The following is a 15,471-nucleotide window of genomic DNA, read 5'->3' as shown; positions in this document are numbered from 1 at the left end:
TCCCGACGGCCGCCCCGCTGTCCCGGGACGGCCCACCAGCGACGTTACGGGCCCGAACGGCGCCCCGACATGGCCCTACCCACCCAATTCACGGTGGGCCCAGCCCCACCCCGGGTCAGGTGGAGGGGTGGACGTCGACCAGGACCTTGCCGACGGTTCCGGCCTCCACCGCCCGGTGCGCGTCGGCGGTCCGCTCCAGGGGGAAGCGGGTCAGCGGCAGGCCGTGCTCCCGGCCCACCGGGAGGGCGCCGGCCGCCGCGGCGGCGGCGACGTCCGCCACGGCGGCGGCCCGTGCCCCGGGGCCCGCGGTGTAGAGCACCAGGAACTGCAGCCGGACGTTGCGCACCAGGTGCGCCAGCACGTCCAACCGCACCGGCCCGCCACCGGCGTTGGCGTAGGTCGCGATGGTGCCGCGGGGGCGCAGCACGGCCAGGTCGAGGGCCAGGTTCGCGCCCAGCGCCACTTCGGCGACGAGGTCGACGCCGTCCGGGGCGGCCGCGCGGACCGCCGCGACCGGGTCGCCCGCCCGGTAGTCGATCACGTGGTGGGCGCCCGCGGCGGCGGCCAGCGCGGCCTTGGCCGGGCCGCTGACCGTGCTGAGGACGGTCGCACCGGCCCAGCGGGCGAGCTGGACCACCGCGTGCCCGACCGCGCCCGCGCCCCCGGCGGCCAGCACCACGGCGCCGTCCAGCGCGCCGGGCCGCAGCCGGCGCGGGCCGTCCTCGGAGACGGTGAGCGCGCGGTGCGCGGTGAGCGCGGGCACGCCGAGGGCCGCGCCGACCTCGAAGGGGACCTCGTCCGGCAGCGGCACGGCCCGGTCGGCGGGGAGGACGGCGTACTCGGCGGCGGTGCCGGTCGGCCGCCCGGCCGCGGCCATGAACACCCAGACCCGCTCGCCGACCCGCCCCGGGTCGACCCCCGGGCCGGTGGCGTCGACCACCCCGGCGCCGTCGAGGTGCGGGGTGATCTCCGGGAACCCCTTGGGGTGGGCGACCCCGGCCCGGGCCTGCACGTCGGTCGGGTTCACCCCCGAGACGGCGATGCGGACCCGGACCTCGCCGGGCCCGGGGGCGGGCAGCTCGCGCTCGACGAGGCGCAGCACCTCCGGGCCGCCGGTTTCGGGGTAGACGATCGCCCTCATGCCCCGCTCCCGCGGCTCGGCCGGGGGGGTTCGGCGCCGGGCGGCCCGGCGGTCCGCGCCAATGTTCGATGTGTATCGAATGTTCGACATGGATGAAACATACGATGCTGATCGAACATGTGGCAAGGGGAGGTAGGCTCTCCCCGTGAACGAGGTGCAGGAACCGCCCGTCGAAGCGGTGACGATCGATGCCGTCCTGGTCGCGCTGGCCGACCCGATCCGGCTCACCCTCGTCCGCGCCCTGAACGACGCGGGCGACTGGACCTGCGGCAGCGACGTCCTGCGCAGCACCGGCATCACCATCGGCCGCTCCACCCTGTCCCACCACCTCAAGGTCCTGCGCGAAGCCGGCCTGGTCCGGACCCGCGTCCAGGGGACCCGCCGCATGGTCATGCTGCGCCACGACGACCTGGAGCACCGGTTCCCCGGCCTGCTGCGGATGCTCGGGCCGCTCGCGGCCGGTGGGGCCGGGGCGGGGTAGCGCCGTTCAGCTCGTCGCCCGGTCGTTCTGGTCGGCCGGGGTGTGGACTTCGCTCCAGACGAGTTCGCGGGCGGTGCCGTTGTTGCGGGAGGGCGGGGAGTAGCGATGTCCCCAGCGGTCGCCGAGGGCGAGGGCGGCCAGGACGACCATGTGGTCCTCGGGGCTGGGGGAGCCGTCCTCGGGCCGGACGATGTCGAGTTCGATCCGGTAGCCGTCGGGGATGACGGTCAGCCGGGCCTCCCCGCCGCCGGCCTTGGCCAACTGCTCGGCGATCTCCCAGGCGCGTTGCCGCAACACGTCGCTCACGAGGCGGCCCCCGGGGCGGGCGCGGTTCGGGGCGGGAGGGGGAACTCGCCGCGCAGGAAGGCGAGTTCGATCAGGGCCTGGGCCGTCCGCCGGGCCCAGGGCAGTCCGACGCAGCCGAGCGCGAGGGCGCCGCACTCCGGCGGCGCGTCGTCCCGGTAGACCGGGGACAGGCCGGACGGCGGCTCCAACCCGGCGGCCCGGAAGGCTTGTTCGAGCAGGTCGGCGGCCCGTTCGGCCTCGGTGAACCTGCCGCGCAGGAACCGCCGGAGGACGTCGGTGTCCTCCAACGGCTGTCCGGTGTACAGCACTTGTGCTCCTCGCCTCGATGGTTGGTGTGGCTGGTTCGAAGGGATTCAGTTCGCGGAACGTCGCACCGGCCGGACGATCCCCGCCCGCACCAGGTCCGCGAAGGCCGGGTGCCGCACCCGGCTCCGCTCGGCCGGCCAGGGGACGCCGTCGCCGCCCGCGGGGAGCAGCAGCAGCTCGCCCCCGTCGCCGACGTGGGAGAACTCGCCGAGCCGGCCGGTGGCCGCGTCGATCAGCAACTCGCCGCGCTCGCAAGGCCAGACGGCCCCGGCCGTCCCGGCGAACTCCCCGCCCCGCGCGGCCCGCACGTACGGCGCGCCCGTCCAGACCAGCGTCGCCAACTCGCTCGCCACCTCCGGGCTGACGCCCCCGAGCTGCACCAGGTGCGCGCCGGTGACGGTCCGCTCCACCGCCAGCGAGGGCAGCCTGAGCCCCGCCGAGTGGAAGGCGTCCCGCAGCGCGTCGCGCACCTTGCACGCGAAGGCGCGGTCCTGTCGCGCCAGTCGGTCAAGCAGCGAGTTGCCCACGATGGTCACCGCCCGTTCCCTTTTCTTGCCAATGTGTAATCAGGATCGGCATTCGGGCGTAGCATCGGAAGCCTTCCGCACTTGACTCTTGTCCCGTGGGGGACTCGGCGTCGAAAGAGTGATCGAGCATGCGCCGTACGGAACTTGATCCATCGTCATCTCCCGCTGCCGCCTTCGGCCTGCAGCTCCGCAGGTCGCGGGAGATACGGAACCTGTCCCAGGTGCAGCTCGGCGAGCTCATGGGGTACAGCGACACCCTGATCTCGTGCATCGAAAGAGCGACCCGCAGTCCCACCGCTGACTTTGCCGCCCGGGCGGACGAGGCCCTCGCCACCGGCGGAACCCTGGGGCTGATGTGGTGGAGCCTCAAGAACCAGAGCCTGCTGGAGGGCTTCCCCGAGTACGCCGCGGAGGAGGCCAAGGCGGTGGAGATCCGCCTGTTCGAACTGGGCATCATCCCTGGGCTGCTGCAGACCTCGGCCTATGCCCGGGCACTGGCCCAGGCGGCGGTGAAGCGCGGCAGCATCACCCAGGCGCAGGCGGACGAGCGGATGGACTTCCTCGCGGCCCGGCAACGCCTGTTCGAGCAGCCGAAGCCGCCCCTGCTGCACGTCGTCCTGGACGAGAGCTGCATCAGGCGCCCGATCGGCGGCCGGGAGGTGATGGCGGCCCAACTCGCCCATCTCGTCGAGCTGTCGGAGCAGCCGAACATCACCCTGCAGCTCGCCCCGTACAGCCTGGGCGAGATCGCACCGTTCCGCATGGCGGTGACCCTGCTGACCATGGCCGACCGGTCCGTACTCGCGTACACGGAGTCCCAGCACCGGGGGATCCTCGCACGTGAAATCGAGACCGTTCGGCCGTGGGAGAGGGACTACCATCGGCTGCAGGTGGAAGCCCACGGCACGTCGGCTTCCGTGGCGAAGATCAGCAGGCTTCGGAAGGAAGAGCATGGACCGTGACCACGACCTGAGCGGTGCGGAGTTCCGTAGCTCCAGCTACAGCGACAACGGCGGTCAGTGCATCCAGCCGGCGATCAACCTGCACGCGGCCCGGGGCATCGTGCCGGTGCGCGACTCGAAGGACCAGGGCGGGCCCGTGCTGGTCTTCCCGGCCCCGGCCTGGGCCGCCTTCTGCGCCGCCACCGCCGCCGGGGAGTTCGGCGCGATCTGATCCACCCTCAACTCCGTGCAGTAGAACGCCCTCTCTCCGGAGGGGGCGTTCTGCCGCGCGGCGCGGTTTTGAGGATCCGGTCCTTCCGGCACGGGGGAGGAACTAGCATCGGCGGCGGACGGAAGCCGTGGCAGGCCGGCTTCCGTGGCGGTGGCCAGCGGCCCTCGGGAGGAACACCATGGACCACGACCTGAGCGGTGCGGAGTTCCGCAGCTCCAGCTACAGCAACAACGGCGGCCAGTGCATCCAGCCGGCGATCAACCTGCACGCGGCCCGGGGCATCGTGCCGGTGCGGGACTCGAAGGACCGGGGCGGGCCGGTGCTGGTCTTCCCGGCCTCGGCCTGGGCCGCGTTCTGCACCGCCACCGCCGCCGGTGGGTTCGGCACGATCTGACGCCCGCTCAGCGTCGGTCGGGGGCTCAGGCGGCGGCCGCGTCCGTGGGCGGGGTCCAGCCGGTGGCTCGGATCCACCGGGCCAGGTCCAGGGTGGCCGGCTCGATCGAGCGCACCGCTGCGGGGTCCCCCGGGTGTTCCGCCGCCTTCGCGAACTCGCGGAACATCACCCGGTCGAGGTCGGTGGGGAGCACGCTCAGCGGGAGGACCTCGTACCGGGCCGGGAGTCCGGCGTGCGCGCCGAACAGCGCGGCGATCCGGGGGCCCGTCAGTTCGTCGCCGACGAGTTCGACGGCTCCGCCGGGCGCCTGTGCGGTGTCGAGCAGGAGCGCGGCGATGACCCGGCCGATGTCCCCGATCGAGATCATCTTCAGGGCGGCGTCCGCCGGCAGCGGCATCCGCAGCACGATCTCGCCGTGCTCCAGGCTCGGTGCCAGCACGCCCGCGAAGTTCTCCATGAAGGCGGTCGCGCGGACCATCGTGGCCCTCAGGCCGGTCTGCCTCAGGTGCTCCTCGATCACGTGCTTCGAGTCGTGGTGCGGCACGCCCCGCTCCCGGTCCGCTCCGAAGACCGAGTTGAACACGACGTGCGGGACGCCCGCCCCGACCGCCGCGTCGACGAGCGCGGTGCCGATGCGGATCTCCGTCTCGACCTCTTCGAGGCTGTTCGCCTCCGGGGTCATGAAGGAGAACCCCGCGACCGCCGCCAGTGCGGCGGCCAGCGAGGCCGGGTCGTCGGTCCGGACGGCCGCCAGTTCGACGCCCCGGGCGGCCAGCGCCCGGGCCCGGTCGGACCGCGGGTCGCGGACCAGGGCCCGCACCCGCGCCCCGTGTTCCAGCAGTGCGTCGACCACGGCCCCGCCCTGCTGCCCCGTCGCGCCGAAGACGGCGATCGTGCCGGTCGTCCGCATGCTCATCGCTGCCACCCCTCAGTAGTTCACGGCGTGAACGAAACTAGTTCACGCCGTGAACTTCGTCAAGGCACGGATGTGGCGGGACCCGGCGGTCCGAGGGGTCAGTTCGAGGTCGGCGAGGAGAGGTCCGAGGTGTCCACGATGGCGGTGGCCACGCGCTCGAAGTCGCGCTGGTCGTCGGGGTCGAGGTTCCCCGCGATCTCGGGCAGCCGCTTGGTGACCTCGGCGTAGAAGGCTTCGGCGAGCACCTTCCCCGTGGGCGTCACGCTGAGCATGACGACCCGTCGGTCCTGCTCCGAACCCGCCCGGCTGACCAGCTCGCGCCGCGCGGTGCGATCGACCAGCTGGCTCAGGGCGTTCTTGGTCATGCCCAACGACGCGGCCAGACCGGCCATCTGCCGCGGCTCGTTCCTGACCGCGCAGAGCAGCGTGGCCTGCGCGGGGGTCAGGTCGAACCCGGCGCAGATCTGCGCGTACTTGCGCTGGATCACCACCGAGAGCCAGAAGAGCTTGTCGCCATAGTCCACGTCGATCTCCCCGGTTCGATGCCGAACAGCCTACTCGGCGCGGGGCGGGGGTCGGCGCCGCTCACGGGGTGAAGGCCCGGGGTGACGGGGCGGGGTGACGGGGCGGCCCTCAGTCGTTGCGGATCGCGCGCACCAGTCCGGTGACCAGCTCCGCCCGTTCGGCCATGGCGTCGACCAGCAGGTACTCGTGATCGGAGTGGGCGCCGCCGCCCACCGCGCCCAGGCCGTCGAGCGTCGGTACGCCGAGTGCCGCCGTGAAGTTGCCGTCGCTCCCGCCGCCGACCGCCCGGCCTTCGAGGCCGGGGAGCAGCCGCCGGGCCGCCGCGAAGAGCCGGAGCGAGGCGGACTCGGGCATCGGGGGCCGCCCGACGGCTCCCCGGACGGTGATCCGCGCGCCGTCGAGGTGCGGGGTCAGGGCGGCGAACGCGGCCTCGACGCGGTCCTTCTCCTCGGCGGTCTCGACCCGGACGTCGACGAGGACGGTCGCCTCGGCGGGGACGACGTTGTCCAGGGTCCCCGCGGACGCGACGGTCGGGGTGACGGTCGTCCCCAGCTCCGGGCGGCCGAACGCGGAGATGTCCAGGACCTGGTGGGCGGCCTCGACCAGCGCGTTGATCCCGGCCTCGGGTTCGAGCCCGGCGTGCGAGGCGCGGCCGGCGACGGAGACCTCGAAGGTGCCGCAACCCTTCCGGGCGGTCTTCAGCCCCCCGCCGTCGGCGGCACCCTCGAAGACCAGGACGGCGCCGCAGGCGAGCGCGCGCTCCTCGATCAGGGCGCGGGAGGTGCGGGAGCCGACCTCCTCGTCCGCGGTGACCAGGATCTCCACACCGGTCAGGTCGTCGAGCGCGGCCAGCCCGTGGACGGCCTGGACCAGGCCGCCGAGCATGTCGAAGACACCGGGGCCGGTGACCCGCCCGTCCGCGACCGCGAAGGGACGGCGCTCCAGGGTGCCGAGCGGGAACACCGTGTCGTGGTGGCCCAGGACCAGCACCCGGGGCTCGCCGCCGCCCGACCAGTGGACGTGCGGCAGCCCCCCGCGCTCGACCAGGACGGCCCGCCCGCCGAGCCGCCCCTCGATCACGCCGGCGACCACCCCGGCCGAAGCCTTGAGCGCCGTGACGTCACCCGAGGGGGACTCGGTCTCGACGAGTGCCCTGAGGTCCTCGATCATCGCCCCGACACTCACCGGGACGCTCTTGCGCATCGTCATCCCCGAAGGCTATCCGGCCCGGCCCGGCGCCCTGCCGCTCAGGGCGTGCCGGCGGGCTGCTCCGCGACCACCGGCCGGATCATGGAGTCGAGGACGTCGGAGCTCCGGCCGCCGAAGACGCGGGCGGCCATCCTGCCGTTCCGATCGATCACCATGGTGCTGGGGATCGCCTGCGGGCTGAGGTTGCCCTTGGGGAAGCGCAGGATCTGGGTGCCGTCCGGGTCGTAGATGCTGGGGAAGGTGACGCCCTTGTTCCTCTCGAAGGCGACGGCGTTGGCCGGGTCGTTGTCCCTGGTGTTGATCCCGAGGAACTGGACGTCCTGGTCCCGGTACTTCTGCCACAGCTCCTGCAGGCCCGGCGCCTCGGTGCGGCAGGCGCTGCACCAGGAGCCCCAGAGGTTCAGGACGACGACCTTGCCCCGGTAGTCGGACAGCTTGACCTGCTTGCCGTCCAGCGTGGTGCCCGAGATGTCCGGCGCCTCCTCCCGCTGGCCCGGACCGGCGGTGGAGATCCCGCCCCCGGCGGCGACCAGCCCGGTGCCGTCGCCGGACGAGGAGCCGGACGCCGAACAGCCGGCCAGGGTCAGCAGCAGGGCGGCGGCCGCTGCCGCGAGCGGGGCGCGAGCGCGTTCGGTTCCAGGCACGTGAAGAGCATCGCACGGGGGGTGGGGCGGGCCCGAAGGGGGGTGCGGCGCGCGGGGGTTCTGTGGCGTTTCAGCTGATGGGCAGTCAACTCCGTTCAGGTTGACGGCCATTGTCGGATCAGGTGCTCGCGGCGGGAACGGGAGAGGGGGTGAAGGAGACCTGGAGGCTGTCCAGGCCGCGGAAGTTGAGGCTGCGTTGCCAGGACGGGGCGGGGCCGTCGAGCCGCCAGTCGGGCAGCCGGGTGAGCAGGGCCGCCAGGACGACGGCGCCCTCCAGCCGGGCCAGGGCCGCGCCCAGGCAGAAGTGCGGGCCGTAGCCGAAGGCGACGTGCCGTCCGGCGGGGCGGTGGAAGTCCAGCCGGTCCGGGTCGGCGAACACCGCGGGGTCCCGGTTGGCGGCCCCGCAGACCAGCAGCACCGCCTGCCCGGCGGCGATCTCGCGGCCCGCCAGGTCGAGGTCGTGGCGGGCGCGGCGCAGCATCAGCTGCACCGGGCTGTCGTGGCGCAGCAGTTCCTCCACCGCGGCCGGGATCAGCTCCGGCCGGGCGCGCAACTCCGCGGCGGCCTCCGGGTGCCGGAGCAGGGAGAGGGCGGCGTTGCCGATGAAGTGGGTGGTCGTCTCGTGGCCGGCGACCAGCAACAGGGCGCAGTTGGCCAGGAGTTCGTCGAAGTCCTGGTTGCCGTCCCCGGCCCCGGCGGCCAACATCGCGCGCAGCGTGTGGGGTGCGGGCCGGTCCTCCTCGCGGGTGAGGACACCGCGGAGGTAGTCGAGCATCTCCTGCACGGCCCGCGAGGCGGCCCGGCTCTCCTCGGCGTCCAGCCGGGAACTGCCGATGGCCGCGGCGACCGGGTCCGACCAGGCGGACAGCGCGTCCCGGTCCTGCGCCGGCACCCCCAGCAGGTCGCAGATCACGGCCAGCGGCAGCGGGCGGGCCAGGTCCGCCACGACGTCCAGCCGCCCGGTCGGTGCCGCCGCGTCGAGGATCCGGTCGACCTCCTCGGATATCCGGCCGCCCAGCGCCGCCACCGACCGGGCGGTGAAGGCCCGGCTGAGCAGCGACCGCAGCCGGGTGTGGTCCGGGGCGTCGCTGTAGAGCATCTGCCGACTCAGGACCCTTGCCAGCGGCCGAAGTTCGTCGGAGACCGCCTCGATGTCCGGGTAGCGCACCGAGGAGAAGCGCGGATCGCTCGCCGTCGCGCTGACCACCTCGTAGCCGGTGGCGACCCAGGCGTTCAGCGCCCGGTCCCAGAACAGGTCGTCGGTGTCCCGGAGGTCCCGGTAGAAGTCGTAGAGCCGGTCCTGGTTCTGCGGCCGGAGGGCGGACAGCAGCGACGGCGGCGCGGTGTGGGCGTTCACCGCCGCAACCTAGCACCGGGGGAACGCTGTTGCCGGACGGATCCGCCGACCTGCCCACCGCGGAGCGGGAGCTTCTGGCCCGGATCGGGCTGGACTACATCCTGCACCTCGACTGAACCCGGGACCGCACGCGCGGCTCGGCGACGGCGAGCAGCGGGTGGCCTCCCTCGCCGTTCACAGTCGCACCGGCCGGGGGATCGTCCGCCGTCCGCGCGTCACCGTCAGCACCGTTGAGCAGCACGTCGCCCGGATCCACCGCAAGCGCGGCGTCACCCGCCGCCGGGGCCTCCCGGCCCGCCTTCGCTCCCGTTCCGCAGCCCGCCCGGGGCCCCTGCGGCCAGCTCTTCGCGCAGGGCGTCGAGCCGGGCCAGGCGGGTGTCGAGGCCGGCCAGGGCCGCGGCCGTCTCGGAGCGGTACCGGGCCCGGACCTGCGCCAACCCGTCCAGTAGTCGTTCCCAGCGGGCGTCGGGGGTCTCGGGGCGGGCCTCGGGGCGGGTGTCGGGGCGGTCGAGGACTCCGGGGGCGGCCGGGGCCGTGGCGAGGTCAGGTGCGGCGCCGGTTGCTGGCATCGCGGAGTCGGCCGGTGCGGTCGGCCAGGGCGTCGAGGCGGGCGGCGAGGTGGTCGTGGTCGGCCCCGAGGTGGGGGCGCATGCCGCTGAGGGGGGTGAGCAGGTCGGCGGCGTCCGCGGTGCCGAGGGCGGCGGTGAGCGTCTCCTGGGCGGGGCGGGCGCCGGGGGCGAGGCCGATCCCGGTGAGTTGTGCGGCCAGGACGCGCAGCTCGGCGGCGTGCTCGCGGGCCCAGGTGCTCACGGAGCGCTCGGCGGCCCGGTGGTCGCGGACGGCCTTTACCCGTTCGGCGCCGGTCCCGGGGGCGGGGGTGGTGCCGGTGCGGCGCAGCCGCAGGTAGCGGTTCTCGGCGGCCTGGCGGCTGGCCACCCCCATCGGGCGGGCGAGGTCGGCCCAGGTGGCGCCGGCGGCGCGGGCGTCCTCCACCAGGCCGGCTTCCCAGCCGGCGAGCTGGGCGCGGAGCTCGCGCAGCAGGGTCAGGGCCGCGAGGGCCGGTTCGGGGCGGGGGTCCGGGCGGTCGGCGGTCGGCGTCCCGGGCTCCTGGGCGGTGCGGACGGCTTCGTCGATGGCGGCCAGCGCCGCTGCGGCGGCGAGCAGCGACACCGGTTCGGCGGGCGGGGCGGGGGCACGGCCGGCGGGGGCGCGGTCGGTGGTGGGCTTCCGGGTCATGGTGTCACCCTAATGACGACACTGCTGCTTTGTCATCCATCGGATGACGTGTTAGAACGGTTCGCAGGTGATGTGCACCGGCACTCCTCGATCCGAACTGGAGGTGTTTCGCGATGCTGCTGCGCACCGACCCCTTCCGCGAACTCGACCGTCTCACCCAGCAGTTCACGGGCTCGAACGGCACCTGGTCGCGTCCGGCCCCGATGCCGCTGGACGCCTACCGGGCCGGCGACGAGTACGTGATCCACTTCGATCTGCCGGGGGTGGACCCGGACGCGATCGACGTCGACGTGGAACGGAACATGCTGACCGTGCGGGCCGAGCGCCGCCCGCACCCGCAGAGCGAGGACGTCAAGTGGGAGCTCTCGGAGCGGCCCCTCGGCGTCTTCTCCCGCCAGGTGATGCTCTCCGACACCCTCGACCCCGGGGGCATCACGGCGGACTACGACCAGGGCGTGCTGACGCTCCGCGTTCCGGTCGCGGAGCAGGCCAAGCCCCGCAAGGTGGCGGTCGCGCACAGCGGCACCCGCAGGCAGCTCCGGGCCTGATCCGGGCCTGATCCGGGGCCCGGGAACGCAGGTGCGTTCCCGGGCCCCGGAGAGCGGGACGGAGCGGGGCGGGTCAGGTCAGGGCCGGGTCGAGGGTGTCGAGGGACTGGAGGATCTGCTCGACGCTCTGCTTGGCGTCGCCGAAGAGCATGCCGGTGTTGTCGCGGAAGAAGAGCGGGTTCTGGACGCCCGCGTAGCCGGAGGCCATCGAGCGCTTGAAGACGACGACGCGTTCGGCCTCCCAGACCTTGAGGACGGGCATGCCGGCGATGGGGCTGGCGGGGTCGTCGAGGGCGGCGGGGTTGACGGTGTCGTTGGCGCCGATGACCAGGACGACGGAGGTGTGCGCGAAGTCGTCGTTGATCTCGTCCATCTCCAGGACGACGTCGTAGGGGACCTTGGCCTCGGCGAGCAGCACGTTCATGTGGCCGGGCAGCCGGCCGGCCACCGGGTGGACGCCGAAGCGGACCTCGACGCCGCGTTCGCGCAGCCGGCGGGTGAGGTCGGCGACGGGGTGCTGGGCCTGGGCGACGGCCATCCCGTAGCCGGGGGTGATGATGACGGACTTGGCGGCGGCGAGGAGTTCGGCGGTCTCCCGGGCGCTGATCTCGTGGTGCTCGCCCTGTTCGGCGTCGCCGCTCGCGGGCGCCTCGATGCCGAAGCCGCCGGCGATGACGGACAGGAAGGAGCGGTTCATCGCCTTGCACATGATGTACGAGAGGTAGGCGCCGGAGGAGCCGACCAGCGCGCCGGTGACGATCAGCAGGTTGTTGTCGAGCAGGAAGCCCGCGGCGGCGGCCGCCCAGCCCGAGTAACTGTTGAGCATGGAGACCACCACCGGCATGTCGCCGCCGCCGATCGAGGCGACCAGGTGCCAGCCGAGCAGCAGGGCGAGGACGGTGACGGCGACCACCAGGCCGAGCGAGGGCGAGGCGGTGAACCAGGCGGTGAGCGCGACGAAGGCGCCGAGCGCGCCCAGGTTGAGGGCGTTCTTGCCGGGCAGCACGAGCGGCCGGGAGGCGATCTTCGCGGAGAGCTTGAGGTAGGCGACGATCGAGCCGGTGAAGGTGACGGCGCCGATGAAGATGCCGATGAACACCTCGGCGTGGTGGATCGACAGCAGGTCGGCGGCCACCGAGGTCTGGGCGTCGCCGTGCCGCTCCACCTCCAGGTAGCTGTTCCAGCCGACCAGGACGGCGGCCAGGCCGACGAAGCTGTGCAGGACGGCGATCAGCTCCGGCATCCCGGTCATCTCGACCCGGCGGGCCCGCCACAGGCCGATCGCGGCGCCGAGCGCCATCGCGAGCAGGATCAGCGCGACGGCCCCCGCGCTGATCGAGCGGGAGGCGACCACGATCGTGGCGGTCAGCGCGAGGGCCATGCCGGCGATGCCGTAGACGACGCCGGCCCGGGAGGTGCGGTGCTGGGAGAGGCCGGCCAGGCTGAGGATGAACAGCAGGGCGGCGACCAGGTCCGCGGCGTGCGCGGCGGTGAGGGACGTCATCTCGGCTCAGCCTTTCGAGAACATGCTCAGCATGCGGCGGGTGACGGCGAAGCCGCCGAAGACGTTCACGCTGGTCAGCAGGATCGCCACGAAGGACAGCACGGTGACCAGGGTGCTCTCGTGCCCGATCTGCAGCAGCGCGCCGATCACGACGATGCCGGAGATCGCGTTGGTCACCGACATCAGCGGCGTGTGCAGGGCGTGGTGGACCTTGCCGATCACGTAGTAGCCGATCACCACGGCGAGCGCGAACACCGTGAAGTTCTCCGCCAGTTGGGCCGGGGCGAAGGCGACCAGCAGGAACAGCGCGAGCATCCCGGCGCCGATCAGGCCGAACCGGACGGCGGGGGTCACCCGTGAGGGCGCGGGCGGCGCGGCCGGCGCGGGCGGGGCGGCCGGGGGAGCGGCGGGCGCCGCCGAGACGGCGACCGGCGGGGGCGGCCAGGTGGTGGCGCCGTCCCGGACGACCGTCACCGCGCGCTGCACCACGTCCTCGAAGTCGATCGCCAGCTGCCCGTCCTTGCCGGGGGTGAGCAGCTTCAGCAGGTTCACCAGGTTGGTGCCGAACAGCTGCGAGGCCTGCGCGGGCAGCCGGGAGGCCAGGTCGGTGTAGCCGATCAGGGTCACCCCGTTGTCGGTGACCACGGTGCGGCCCGGCACCGTCCCGGCGACGTTGCCGCCCTGCGCGGCCGCCATGTCGACGACCACGCTGCCCGGCTTCATCGCCGCCACGTCCTCGGCGGTGAGCAGCTTCGGCGCCGGGCGGCCGGGGATCAGCGCGGTGGTGATCACGATGTCCACCTCCGCGGCCTGGGCCCGGTACAGCGCGGCCGCCGCCCGGTCGTAGTCCGCCGAGGTGGCCTTCGCGTAGCCGTCGGTGCTCGCCTCCTGCTCCGCCCGCACCGCCAGGTACTCGCCGCCCAGCGACTTGACCTGGTCGGCGACCTCGGGCCGCGGGTCGGTGGCCCGGACGATCGCGCCCAGGCTCGACGCGGCGCCGATCGCGGCCAGCCCGGCCACGCCCGCGCCCGCCACCAGCACCTGCGCGGGCGGCACCTTGCCCGCCGCGGTGACCTGACCGGTGAAGAACCGGCCGAAGGCGTGCGCGGCCTCGATGACGGCCCGGTACCCGGCGATGTTCGCCATCGAGCTGAGCACGTCCATCGACTGCGCCCGGGAGATCCGCGGCACCGCGTCCAGCGACAGCGCCGTCACCCCGCGCGCGGCCAGCGCGGCCAGCAGCTCCGGGTGCTGCGCGGGCGCCAACAGGCCCACCAGGACGGTGCCCGGGCGCAGCCGCTCGACCTCGGCGTCCGAGGGCGCGTTCACCTTCAGCACCACGTCCGCGGCCCAGGCGTCCCCGGTGGCGGCACCCGCCGCCGCGTACGCCGCGTCGTCGAACCCGGAGGCCGCGCCGGCCCCCGGTTCGACCACCACGTCGTAGCCGAGGGCCAGCAGGCCGCGCACGGTGGCCGGGGTCGCCGCCACCCGGGTCTCCCCGGGCGCGGACTCGGCGACCACGCCGACCCGTTGGGGCGGGCGGGCAGAGGAGTCGTATCCAGACATCGCTCGTTCTCTCTCGTCGGAGGAGGTGGTGCCGGACGTGTTCCGCGATCGAAGGGGAACTACTTCCCTCGACCGCAGGAACCTAGACTCCCGACCCCCTCCGGCAGAACGGGGCGAACGGTGAAATGTGTCACCACAACTCCCACCGACCGGACTACACGACCCCCCGACGCCGGAGGCCGGCCGTCCGCCGCCGCCGCGCGGGTGAGGGTTCGTCCCGGGCGGCGGCGGACGGCGGTTCGTGGGGTCAGGCCCGCTCCTGCTCGGCCTCGACGCGGGCGTTCCAGGCGCGTTTGGCGGCCTGCCAGCCGTCCTCGTCGTGGCCCTGGCGCCAGTAGCCGGAGACGGACAGGTCCTCGCGGGGGACGGCGAGTTCGAGGCGGAGCAGGGCGCGCAACTCCTTGGTGAAGCCGGCCTCGCCGTGGACGAACGCCTGCACCCGGCCGGGCGGGAACTCCAGGGCGCGGACGGCGGCGACCAGGGCCGCGCCGACCGGGCGGTCGCCGCGGTGCAGCCAGTGCAGGTGGGCGGTGGTGGCGACGGGCTGTTCGTCCGCGGGGCCGGCGACCTCGACGAAGGCGTGCGCGAGGGCGCCGGCGGGCAGCGCCTCCAGGGTGGCGGCGATCGCGGGCAGCGCGCTCTCGTCGCCCGCGAGCAGGTGCCAGTCGGCGGTCGGGTCGGGGGCGTGGCCGCCGCCGGGGCCGAGCAGCCGGACGGGGTCGCCGGGGCGGGCGCGCACCGCCCACGGGCCGGCCAGGCCCTGGTCGCCGTGCACGACGAAGTCGAGGGTGAGCTCCCGCCGTTCGCGGTCCCAGGCGCGCACGGTGTACGTCCGGGTGGACGGCCACTGCTCGCGCGGCAGTTCGGCGCGGATCCGCTCCAGGTCGAACGGCTCCGGGTACCGCGCGCCGGGGGCGTCGAACAGCACCTTGACGTAGTGGTCGGTGTACGCGCCCGCGTCGAACGCGGCGAGGCCGTCGCCGCCGAGCACCACCCGCTGCATGTGCGGGGTGAGCCGCTCGGTGCGGACGACGTGCGCGGTGTGCGGCTTGCGGGGACGGCGGGGCGGTCGGTGGTCCGGCACGGGCGGGCTCCTGGAAGGATGGGGTGCGAAGCACTACGGACGGGGGACGGGATGCGGGCGTGGGGAGGGGGCGGCCGGGGCTGGGGGTACGCCGCGGCCGGCTGGGCGGCGGTCTTCGCCGGGGCCCACCTGTACTGGGCGGTCGGCGGGGACCGGGGGCTGGCCGTCTCCGCGGGCGGTCGGCTCGCGGCGGAGCGGCCCGCCTGGTTCGTGCTGACCGGACTGTGGGGGGTCGCGGCGGCCTGCCTGGCCGGGGCGGTGCTCGGGGTGCTGCTGGCCCGGTCGGGGCGGTCGGGGTGGTGGGGGCGGGTGCTGCGGTGGGCGGGCCTGGGCGTGGGGGCGCTGCTGCTGGTGCGGGGCCTGGCCGTCGAGGTGCTGCTACTGGCGGACCCGGACGGGTTGGCCGCCGAGGTGAGCCGGGCGCAGCGGGCCTGGACGCTGGCGCTGTGGAACCCGTGGTTCCTCGCGGGCGGCCTGCTGTTCTGCCTGGCCGCCCGCGGGGCGCGGCGCGACCGCTGAACCCGCCTGCCCGCATTCCGCCCGCCCGGTCGGCC

At 74.2% G+C, this 15,471-nt stretch carries 20 protein-coding genes; 6 read left to right on the top strand and 14 right to left on the bottom strand.

Going from position 1 to position 15,471, the window contains the following annotated elements; genetic code table 11:
* Window positions 1-115: 115 nt before the first annotated feature.
* Entirely contained in the window at window positions 116-1,141 is a 1,026-nt protein-coding gene (locus tag ACWEO5_RS11570) for an NADPH:quinone reductase (RefSeq protein WP_452162219.1), read from the bottom strand.
* A gap of 145 nt (window positions 1,142-1,286) precedes the next feature.
* Between ACWEO5_RS11570 and ACWEO5_RS11565 the strand changes: the two genes are divergently transcribed.
* Window positions 1,287-1,622, top strand: a complete 336-nt coding sequence (locus ACWEO5_RS11565) for an ArsR/SmtB family transcription factor (RefSeq protein WP_452162218.1) — start codon at window positions 1,287-1,289, stop codon at window positions 1,620-1,622.
* Window positions 1,623-1,628: 6 nt separating this feature from the next.
* Here ACWEO5_RS11565 and ACWEO5_RS11560 read toward each other — a convergent pair whose 3' ends face one another.
* From ACWEO5_RS11560 to ACWEO5_RS11550, 3 genes are read right to left on the bottom strand one after another with little or no spacing between them, the layout of a single operon-like run.
* Window positions 1,629-1,928, bottom strand: a complete 300-nt coding sequence (locus ACWEO5_RS11560; RefSeq protein ID WP_452162217.1) for a hypothetical protein — start codon at window positions 1,926-1,928, stop codon at window positions 1,629-1,631.
* Window positions 1,925-2,236 carry a hypothetical protein gene (locus tag ACWEO5_RS11555; protein WP_452162216.1) on the bottom strand — a complete coding sequence of 104 codons (312 nt, stop codon included), beginning with the start codon at window positions 2,234-2,236 and terminating at the stop codon, window positions 1,925-1,927. Before ACWEO5_RS11555 ends, ACWEO5_RS11560 begins: the two co-directional genes overlap by 4 nt.
* A 45-nt stretch (window positions 2,237-2,281) precedes the next feature.
* A complete protein-coding gene (locus ACWEO5_RS11550; RefSeq protein WP_452162215.1) occupies window positions 2,282-2,770 on the bottom strand; it encodes a hypothetical protein in 489 nt (162 codons plus the stop codon).
* 119 nt (window positions 2,771-2,889) lie between these two features.
* Here ACWEO5_RS11550 and ACWEO5_RS11545 point away from each other — a divergent pair, with 119 nt between their 5' ends.
* The 3 genes from ACWEO5_RS11545 to ACWEO5_RS11535 all read left to right on the top strand — a co-directional run bounded on the left by ACWEO5_RS11545 (window position 2,890) and on the right by ACWEO5_RS11535 (window position 4,328).
* Window positions 2,890-3,723, top strand: a complete 834-nt coding sequence (locus ACWEO5_RS11545) for a helix-turn-helix domain-containing protein (protein ID WP_452162214.1) — start codon at window positions 2,890-2,892, stop codon at window positions 3,721-3,723.
* Window positions 3,713-3,934 (top strand): DUF397 domain-containing protein, encoded by a 222-nt coding sequence (locus ACWEO5_RS11540; protein WP_452162213.1) that lies wholly within the window; start codon window positions 3,713-3,715, stop codon window positions 3,932-3,934. The genes ACWEO5_RS11545 and ACWEO5_RS11540 overlap by 11 nt, the downstream gene beginning before the upstream one ends.
* A gap of 178 nt (window positions 3,935-4,112) precedes the next feature.
* Window positions 4,113-4,328 (top strand): DUF397 domain-containing protein, encoded by a 216-nt coding sequence (locus ACWEO5_RS11535; RefSeq protein WP_452162212.1) that lies wholly within the window; start codon window positions 4,113-4,115, stop codon window positions 4,326-4,328.
* 25 nt (window positions 4,329-4,353) lie between these two features.
* Here ACWEO5_RS11535 and ACWEO5_RS11530 read toward each other — a convergent pair whose 3' ends face one another.
* The 7 genes from ACWEO5_RS11530 to ACWEO5_RS11500 all read right to left on the bottom strand — a co-directional run bounded on the left by ACWEO5_RS11530 (window position 4,354) and on the right by ACWEO5_RS11500 (window position 10,215).
* Window positions 4,354-5,244, bottom strand: a complete 891-nt coding sequence (locus ACWEO5_RS11530; RefSeq protein ID WP_452162211.1) for an NmrA/HSCARG family protein — start codon at window positions 5,242-5,244, stop codon at window positions 4,354-4,356.
* A 98-nt stretch (window positions 5,245-5,342) separates the two neighbouring features.
* A complete protein-coding gene (locus ACWEO5_RS11525; protein ID WP_452162210.1) occupies window positions 5,343-5,768 on the bottom strand; it encodes a MarR family winged helix-turn-helix transcriptional regulator in 426 nt (141 codons plus the stop codon).
* Window positions 5,769-5,877: 109 nt separating this feature from the next.
* Window positions 5,878-6,978, bottom strand: coding sequence for a M20 family metallopeptidase (locus ACWEO5_RS11520; protein WP_452162209.1), 1,101 nt, complete (start codon window positions 6,976-6,978; stop codon window positions 5,878-5,880).
* A 38-nt stretch (window positions 6,979-7,016) separates the two neighbouring features.
* Window positions 7,017-7,622, bottom strand: a complete 606-nt coding sequence (locus tag ACWEO5_RS11515; protein ID WP_452162208.1) for a TlpA disulfide reductase family protein — start codon at window positions 7,620-7,622, stop codon at window positions 7,017-7,019.
* Between the two features lie 118 nt (window positions 7,623-7,740).
* The gene (locus tag ACWEO5_RS11510) at window positions 7,741-8,979 is read right to left on the bottom strand and encodes a cytochrome P450 (protein WP_452162207.1); all 1,239 of its coding nucleotides are present in this window, start codon (window positions 8,977-8,979) and stop codon (window positions 7,741-7,743) included.
* Between the two features lie 269 nt (window positions 8,980-9,248).
* The gene (locus tag ACWEO5_RS11505) at window positions 9,249-9,548 is read right to left on the bottom strand and encodes a hypothetical protein (protein WP_452162206.1); all 300 of its coding nucleotides are present in this window, start codon (window positions 9,546-9,548) and stop codon (window positions 9,249-9,251) included.
* The gene (locus ACWEO5_RS11500; RefSeq protein WP_452162205.1) at window positions 9,523-10,215 is read right to left on the bottom strand and encodes a hypothetical protein; all 693 of its coding nucleotides are present in this window, start codon (window positions 10,213-10,215) and stop codon (window positions 9,523-9,525) included. The genes ACWEO5_RS11505 and ACWEO5_RS11500 overlap by 26 nt, the downstream gene beginning before the upstream one ends.
* 113 nt (window positions 10,216-10,328) lie before the next feature.
* Here ACWEO5_RS11500 and ACWEO5_RS11495 point away from each other — a divergent pair, with 113 nt between their 5' ends.
* Window positions 10,329-10,763: an Hsp20/alpha crystallin family protein gene (locus ACWEO5_RS11495; RefSeq protein WP_452162204.1), complete on the top strand. Its 435-nt coding sequence runs from the start codon at window positions 10,329-10,331 to the stop codon at window positions 10,761-10,763.
* Window positions 10,764-10,836: 73 nt separating this feature from the next.
* Here the strand turns inward: ACWEO5_RS11495 and pntB are convergent, their stop codons facing one another.
* From pntB to ACWEO5_RS11480, 3 genes are all read right to left on the bottom strand, one after another.
* Window positions 10,837-12,267 carry a Re/Si-specific NAD(P)(+) transhydrogenase subunit beta gene (pntB, locus tag ACWEO5_RS11490; protein ID WP_452162203.1) on the bottom strand — a complete coding sequence of 477 codons (1,431 nt, stop codon included), beginning with the start codon at window positions 12,265-12,267 and terminating at the stop codon, window positions 10,837-10,839.
* Between the two features lie 6 nt (window positions 12,268-12,273).
* Complete coding sequence (locus ACWEO5_RS11485) at window positions 12,274-13,833, bottom strand: Re/Si-specific NAD(P)(+) transhydrogenase subunit alpha (protein WP_452162202.1); 1,560 nt, start codon at window positions 13,831-13,833, stop codon at window positions 12,274-12,276.
* A gap of 247 nt (window positions 13,834-14,080) precedes the next feature.
* Entirely contained in the window at window positions 14,081-14,917 is an 837-nt protein-coding gene (locus tag ACWEO5_RS11480; protein WP_452162201.1) for a siderophore-interacting protein, read from the bottom strand.
* 51 nt (window positions 14,918-14,968) lie between these two features.
* Between ACWEO5_RS11480 and ACWEO5_RS11475 the strand changes: the two genes are divergently transcribed.
* Window positions 14,969-15,436 (top strand): DUF3995 domain-containing protein, encoded by a 468-nt coding sequence (locus tag ACWEO5_RS11475; RefSeq protein WP_452162200.1) that lies wholly within the window; start codon window positions 14,969-14,971, stop codon window positions 15,434-15,436.
* Window positions 15,437-15,471 lie beyond the last annotated feature (35 nt).

The sequence above is a fragment of the Kitasatospora sp. NPDC004272 genome (assembly GCF_053603035.1).
The sequence above is the reverse complement of the archived record's forward strand: the minus strand, read 5'-3'. Positions and strand labels throughout refer to the sequence as shown.

Excerpts from the sequence above, each read along its gene's own strand:
- ACWEO5_RS11520 (WP_452162209.1), bottom strand. The coding sequence starts at position 6,978 with ATGACGATGCGCAAGAGCGTCCCGGTGAGTGTCGGGGCGATGATCGAG.
- ACWEO5_RS11540 (WP_452162213.1), top strand. The coding sequence starts at position 3,713 with ATGGACCGTGACCACGACCTGAGCGGTGCGGAGTTCCGTAGCTCCAGC.
- ACWEO5_RS11495 (WP_452162204.1), top strand. The coding sequence starts at position 10,329 with ATGCTGCTGCGCACCGACCCCTTCCGCGAACTCGACCGTCTCACCCAG.
- ACWEO5_RS11530 (WP_452162211.1), bottom strand. The coding sequence starts at position 5,244 with ATGAGCATGCGGACGACCGGCACGATCGCCGTCTTCGGCGCGACGGGG.
- ACWEO5_RS11505 (WP_452162206.1), bottom strand. The coding sequence starts at position 9,548 with ATGCCAGCAACCGGCGCCGCACCTGACCTCGCCACGGCCCCGGCCGCC.
- ACWEO5_RS11570 (WP_452162219.1), bottom strand. The coding sequence starts at position 1,141 with ATGAGGGCGATCGTCTACCCCGAAACCGGCGGCCCGGAGGTGCTGCGC.
- pntB (WP_452162203.1), bottom strand. The coding sequence starts at position 12,267 with ATGACGTCCCTCACCGCCGCGCACGCCGCGGACCTGGTCGCCGCCCTG.
- ACWEO5_RS11500 (WP_452162205.1), bottom strand. The coding sequence starts at position 10,215 with ATGACCCGGAAGCCCACCACCGACCGCGCCCCCGCCGGCCGTGCCCCC.
- ACWEO5_RS11535 (WP_452162212.1), top strand. The coding sequence starts at position 4,113 with ATGGACCACGACCTGAGCGGTGCGGAGTTCCGCAGCTCCAGCTACAGC.
- ACWEO5_RS11485 (WP_452162202.1), bottom strand. The coding sequence starts at position 13,833 with ATGTCTGGATACGACTCCTCTGCCCGCCCGCCCCAACGGGTCGGCGTG.
- ACWEO5_RS11475 (WP_452162200.1), top strand. The coding sequence starts at position 14,969 with ATGCGGGCGTGGGGAGGGGGCGGCCGGGGCTGGGGGTACGCCGCGGCC.
- ACWEO5_RS11545 (WP_452162214.1), top strand. The coding sequence starts at position 2,890 with ATGCGCCGTACGGAACTTGATCCATCGTCATCTCCCGCTGCCGCCTTC.